The organism is Psychroserpens sp., assembly GCF_036960315.1.
In the GTDB taxonomy this organism is placed as follows: domain Bacteria; phylum Bacteroidota; class Bacteroidia; order Flavobacteriales; family Flavobacteriaceae; genus Psychroserpens.
In genome coordinates, this window is the sequence record NZ_JBALVR010000012.1 from 109,712 (window position 1) to 115,713 (window position 6,002).

Annotated in this window: 6 protein-coding genes; all 6 read left to right on the plus strand. The window is 33.9% G+C overall.

The annotated features are described in order from the left end of the window. The first annotated feature begins 58 nt into the window (after positions 1-58). The 6 genes from V7719_RS16875 (at position 59) to V7719_RS16900 (ending at position 5,940) form a co-directional block, all read left to right on the plus strand. Positions 59-2,473 carry a penicillin acylase family protein gene (locus tag V7719_RS16875; RefSeq protein ID WP_335731121.1) on the plus strand — a complete coding sequence of 805 codons (2,415 nt, stop codon included), beginning with the start codon at positions 59-61 and terminating at the stop codon, positions 2,471-2,473. Position 2,474: 1 nt separating this feature from the next. Continuing rightward, a complete protein-coding gene (locus V7719_RS16880; protein ID WP_335731122.1) occupies positions 2,475-2,831 on the plus strand; it encodes a hypothetical protein in 357 nt (118 codons plus the stop codon). A 182-nt stretch (positions 2,832-3,013) separates the two neighbouring features. Further along, positions 3,014-3,409: a hypothetical protein gene (locus V7719_RS16885; RefSeq protein ID WP_335731123.1), complete on the plus strand. Its 396-nt coding sequence runs from the start codon at positions 3,014-3,016 to the stop codon at positions 3,407-3,409. Between the two features lie 175 nt (positions 3,410-3,584). Further along, positions 3,585-3,989, plus strand: a complete 405-nt coding sequence (locus tag V7719_RS16890) for a hypothetical protein (RefSeq protein ID WP_335731124.1) — start codon at positions 3,585-3,587, stop codon at positions 3,987-3,989. A 172-nt stretch (positions 3,990-4,161) separates the two neighbouring features. Next, positions 4,162-4,968 (plus strand): PhzF family phenazine biosynthesis protein, encoded by an 807-nt coding sequence (locus tag V7719_RS16895; protein WP_335731125.1) that lies wholly within the window; start codon positions 4,162-4,164, stop codon positions 4,966-4,968. A 183-nt stretch (positions 4,969-5,151) separates the two neighbouring features. Next, positions 5,152-5,940 (plus strand): TlpA family protein disulfide reductase, encoded by a 789-nt coding sequence (locus V7719_RS16900; RefSeq protein WP_335731126.1) that lies wholly within the window; start codon positions 5,152-5,154, stop codon positions 5,938-5,940. Positions 5,941-6,002 lie beyond the last annotated feature (62 nt).

Consider the following 6,002-nt stretch of genomic DNA (forward strand, 5'->3'; position numbering starts at 1 on the left):
TCCATTACAATTTCAAAATAGTTTAGTACTATACTTACCTTAATACATTTCCAACCATATGAAATACCTTAAACTCATCATAACTTTGGTTCTCACCTTAGCTGTTTTCTATGCACTTAATACAAAATTGGGTTCTATTCCACCTATCGGAAAGTTCCTAGATCCTGTGAAAGGTGTTTGGCAAAATGATACTGATGAAATCATCGATGGTACTATTTCTATTGAAGGACTCTCTGCTCCTGTCACCGTTCATTATGATGAACAATTGATTCCGCACATCTTTGCACAAAACGATACTGATTTATATAAAGCCCAAGGCTATATCACAGCAAAACACCGCTTGTGGCAAATGGAATTTCAAACGCATGCAGCAGCTGGACGTTTATCGGAAATCATTGGAGCATCTGCCATAGATTATGACCGACGCGAACGCAGACGCGGAATGGCTTATGGCGCAGAAAAAGCCATAGAGAAAATGCAAAATGATCCTGAAGCCAAAAAATTTCTTGAAGCTTATCGTGATGGTGTAAACAGCTATATCGCATCCTTAGATAATAAAATGATTCCTGTAGAATACAAATTACTCGATTATAAACCTGAACCTTGGACGATTAAAAAAACAGCATTGTTGCTCATGTATATGACTAAAATGCTTGCTGGTGGTGATGATGATTTAGAATACACAAATGTCTTACGTAAATTCGGAAAAGATCGTTTTGATTTACTCTTTCCAGATTTCTTTGATGTCAATGATCCAATAATTCCGAAGGATACCGATTGGAGTTTTATTGATGTCGATAGAACCGAAACACCTCAAAGTGAATTACCATTGGACACCATTAGAGAAACCATCGAAAAACCACATCCAGATAACGGCAGTAACAACTGGGCAGTTTCTGGTGCTAAATCCACGACTGGGAATCCTATTTTGGCAAATGATCCGCATTTAGGATTAAACTTACCTTCTATTTGGTTTGTGATGCAACTAAACACACCAGAACATAATACTATGGGAGCCACATTACCAGGCGCTTTAGGTGTTATTTCAGGATTTAATAATCATATTGCTTGGGGAGAAACCAATGCGACTCGTGATGTTTTGGATTGGTACAAAATAGAATTTAAAGACGAATCGAGAACACTTTACAAACACGATAACACATGGAAAAATACGATAGTTCGTGTTGAAGCGATTAAAGTGAAAGGCGCACTAACGGTTATCGATTCTGTGATTTATACACATCATGGTCCAGTAACTTATGATCATACCTTTAAGAGTGACAATGCAAAAGCCGGTTATGCCATGAAATGGGTTGGTCATACAGGTGGAAATAACCAACGACCATTTATAGCCTTGAACAAATCTAAAAATTATGACGATTATGTCAATGCCTTGAAAACATATACAGCGCCTGCACAAAACTTTGTATTTGCGTCTACGGAAGGTGATATCGCAATTTGGGTTCAAGGTCTATTTCCGAATAAATGGAAAGGTCAGGGTAAATTTTTAATGGATGGTACAAATCCGGAAAACGATTGGCAGAGTTATATTCCGCAAGAATTTAATGCACATGTTAAGAATCCGGAACGTGGATTTGTGAGTTCGGCGAACCAACATCCCGTTGATGAAAGCTATCCGTTTTATGTCTTTAATGATGGTTATGAAACCTATCGTAATCGTGTGATTAATGATTTCTTTAGATCGAAAGACAAGTTTAGTGTTGAAGATTTTAAAGCCTTACACAATAACAATTACAATTTAAAAGCTGCGGAAATAGTACCACATATGATTAAAACAATGGATGTGTCTTCATTGACTTCGGAAGAACAAGAGATTTTCAACCAAATTAAATCTTGGGAGTTTAATAATGACATTGATGAAATTGGCCCAAGTATTTGGAGCGCTTGGTGGCATAAATTATATCCAATGGTTTGGGATGAATTTGATAGTGAAGATGAAGCCTTGACGACACCTTTCACCTATCAAGCGATTTATTTACTGAAGAACCATCCTAACGATCCGTTTATGGATATTATGGAGACACCAGAAAAAGAAACGTCTACAGATTTATTTCTACTAGCATTTAAGGAAGCTGCTAAAGGCTTAATCGAATGGAAAGAAAAAAATGGAGACTACAATTGGCAAGCTTATAAAGCGACTCGTGTTGGCCACCTACTCCCAGGGTTGCCAGCCTTTTCAAGATTTGATTTGCCAATTGGTGGTGATGCCAATATTGTCAACGCTGCATCTGAAACACACGGACCTTCATGGCGAATGATTGTCGAAATGAGCTCACCTCCAAAAGCCTTAGGGATTTATCCAGGAGGCCAATCTGGAAATCCTGGCAGCAAGTACTATGATAATTTTATAGACGATTGGGCGGTTGGCAATTACCATGAATTACTATTCATGCAAAATGCTACTGCAACCGATAACGTGATGTCTACACAAACCTTAACACCAGCGAAATAATATGAGCAAGCAAAACAGTATAAACTTCGTTGTCACCATCATTCTCGCTGTCATCCTATCTCAGTTTTTACCTTGGTGGTCTATAATGGTTGCAGGATTTGTCTCTGCCTTATTTTTTAGTTTAAAAAAAGCGGCTGTATTTTTTGTGCCTTTTTTAGCCATCTTTTTATTTTGGGCCATCTATGCTTTTATGGTCAGTAACGGCAATGACTTTACACTCACCAAAAAGATTTCTGTACTCTTAAACTTAGGAGGCAATCCTTATGTATTAATACTTGTGACTGGATTAATTGGTGGTTTGGCTGCCGGTATTTCGGCGTTGCTTGGGAAGCAATGTAGTGTGTTGGCAGGACGCTAAAAAAAGAGTAAATATACCAATAGATTACATCGCGTAAATTTACTATTTTCGTTTTGGCGTTTGCTATAAATGGCAAAATACATTAAAAATTAATCATCAGGCAGCTACTGTTATATCCAGGACTAGTAACCGATGAAAACGGCTATAGGTTATGATATAACTAGTTGTGTGTAATTTAAGAAATGAGACAAACGATAGCTAAAAGTGATAAAAATTTAAAGATTCTGAACAAGCTAATTGTGAACGGATTTTATAATGGTTATGTAGGAACTGAAAAGTTCGAATTAACGCGGAATCGTTTCCCAAACAATCACAGACTAATCGGAATTTTGAATGATACAGGAAATTATGGTTTAAAATTTGACTTTAAATCACCGATGAATATTTTAGCGAAAGTTTTACTCGGACTCGGAATTCTGATTTCAATAATTTCGATGATTAAAGGAAGTTGGATTTTGCCGATTGTATTTGTAGTTTTCGGACTGATAATGTTTGCGGATTTTAAGTTAAAAGAGAAAAAAGAAATAAACCTTTTTACGGATAAACTATTGGAATTCCACAAAACGGAATATGACTGAATTAAAAAAAACTACACACAACACCGTGTATAATCAATGCTAGCATCCTACTTCAATTTAAATTTATATATTTAAACAACTGATTTGCTACAACTGAAAATCCTGCGGATTCTAAGTCGCACAAATCATACACAAATCCGTTGTACAACATTCGAAAAAACATTGAAACTAAATCATGAGAATTCTAAAAATAATTATTGGATTAATAATCGGAGTTTTTGCTTTATTGATTATCTATATTTATGTTTCTAATACAACTGTTTTACCATGGGAAAAAGAAGAAGTCATTCAAGTTACACTCGAATGGGGAGGCTTAGATGAATTACCAGCTGAAATCAAAAATTTAGAAATAGATAAAAAAGGAAGCCTTTTTACTCGCCAATTCATTATTGAATTTGAACTTGATGATTCCTCTAAAATAGATGAATGGATAAAAAACAGTAAACGATTAAAGAATAACATTCCAAAGATTAAAGGTAATACTAAAGTCTATGAAATATACCCTGGAGAAATTGATTCAATGGGTGGAAAGGTTGAAATCACTGAGGGGAAAGTTTTAATCGATATGAGTTGGAGTTGATGAAAAAAACGTTGTACAACAACGTGTATAGTTAATTGCTTATTCTGTGTGTACTCGGAAAATCCTACGGATTTTCCTCTGGTTCGTTTTCTTTTATTAACTTAGTTCTAGCCAATGCAACTAACCATACACGAACACGTTATATGCAATTGCAAAAGAAATCATTATAAATATGAAAATCAAAACTTTCATTGTAGACTCTTTTACAAATATCCCTTTTAAAGGAAATCCTGCTGGAGTATGTTTATTAGAAGAGTCTGTTAATATTGAAATAATGCAGTTAATTGCGACTGAATTAAATTTATCAGAAACGGCTTTTTTGTTAAAAACTAAAAAAAACCATTTTACAATAAGATATTTTACTCCAACAGTGGAAGTCGATTTTTGTGGTCACGCCACTTTAGCGGCCTCAAAAATAATTTTAGATAAGCTCAATAATCAGACCGTTGACTTTACCACTTATAAAGGATTACAATTAAACGCTAAGATTGAAAGCGAATATATAAAAATGTTATTTCCATTATATGAAACAACAGAATATATTCCTAATCAAAAACTAAATGATGCCTTTGGTTTAGAAAACATCATTTCGACACGATTTTCTAAAGATTTAGATATGCTCATTATTGAAGTCAAAGACAAACAAACGCTATTGAATATAAAACCAAACTATCAAAAGGTTATTGAGAGTTCTGAAACGATAAAAGAAGTTGTCATAACCTCAAGATCAGAAGATATAGATTATGACTTTTATTCAAGGTGTTTCTGTCCTTGGATTGGAATTAACGAAGACCCAGTAACAGGTGCATCTCATTCTGTTTTAGCAAAGTATTGGAGTGAAATTCTAAATAAAAAAGAAATGTCAGCCTTTCAAGTATCGGACCGTGGAGGGTTTCTAAAACTAAATATAATAAGCAATACAGAATTGGAGGTTAGAAGTAACGCAAGGATAGTACTTGAAGGAGAAATGAATATATAAAAGCATATAACACCGGGTATAATTAATTGCTACAGTTGGTTAAGAAGAGGAACTTCTTTTACAAATTACTATCTTTAACTAATCGGAATATTCTAAACGAAATTCCCGCAACTATTCTTATACATAAACGTTGCCAGCAATTAAAAAAAAAATCGAACTCTAATTTAAAGTAGAAAAATGCATATGAAAAAATTAATTATTTTAATCTTCGCCCTCTATGGATTCACTCTATTTGCACAAGAAAAAGATATAAAAAAACCAGAATATGTGATAATCGTCAATAATGAGATTATAACACAAGAAAAACTTGGGGAATTTGGAAAGCAGGGGTTAATCAAAGCAATGAATAAAGGAGTAACAGAAGACGAACGAAATAAACTTGCGAAAAAGTTTGGTGACAAAATCGGAGACAGGGAATTTATTATCAAAGTAGATTTATTAACCGAAAAAGAAAAAGCAGAACTCCAAAATCAACCATCTTCTGATAATAAAAAAGCGATTAAAGAAAAAAATCATAATGATGAATTAAATTTAAATATTAATGACTCGGCAAAAGAATTTAAAGTCCAAATGATTGATGGGGAAATAATTAATCTATCTGATTTAAAAGGCCAAGTAGTTCTTGTAAATTATTGGGCGACTTGGTGTGCACCTTGTTTAATGGAATTTGTCGAATTTCCAGAAAAAATACTTGAACCGTTTAAAGATGACAATTTTATTTTAATAGCTATATCTATTGGAGAAAGTAAAGAAAAAGTCGAACAAAAAATGGAAAAGATGAAAAAATACGGAGTTGACTTTAATGTAGGTATTGACCCAACAAAAGAAATTTGGGATAAATACGCAACTGGAGCTATTCCTAAAAGCTTTTTAATTGACCAAAATGGAATTATAAAATATATTTCTATCGGAAATTCAGAAGGAAACGTTGATAAAATAGCAAAAGAAATAAAAAAACTATTTCCGGAATAAAAACTGCTGGCAACACCGTGTATAATTAATTGCTACAGTTGGCTAAGACGAGGAACTTCTCC

Bases quoted from the DNA above. Each gene is read 5' to 3' on its own strand.
- V7719_RS16875 (WP_335731121.1), top strand. From the start codon at position 59: ATGAAATACCTTAAACTCATCATAACTTTGGTTCTCACCTTAGCTGTT.
- V7719_RS16880 (WP_335731122.1), top strand. From the start codon at position 2,475: ATGAGCAAGCAAAACAGTATAAACTTCGTTGTCACCATCATTCTCGCT.
- V7719_RS16885 (WP_335731123.1), top strand. From the start codon at position 3,014: ATGAGACAAACGATAGCTAAAAGTGATAAAAATTTAAAGATTCTGAAC.
- V7719_RS16890 (WP_335731124.1), top strand. From the start codon at position 3,585: ATGAGAATTCTAAAAATAATTATTGGATTAATAATCGGAGTTTTTGCT.
- V7719_RS16895 (WP_335731125.1), top strand. From the start codon at position 4,162: ATGAAAATCAAAACTTTCATTGTAGACTCTTTTACAAATATCCCTTTT.
- V7719_RS16900 (WP_335731126.1), top strand. From the start codon at position 5,152: ATGAAAAAATTAATTATTTTAATCTTCGCCCTCTATGGATTCACTCTA.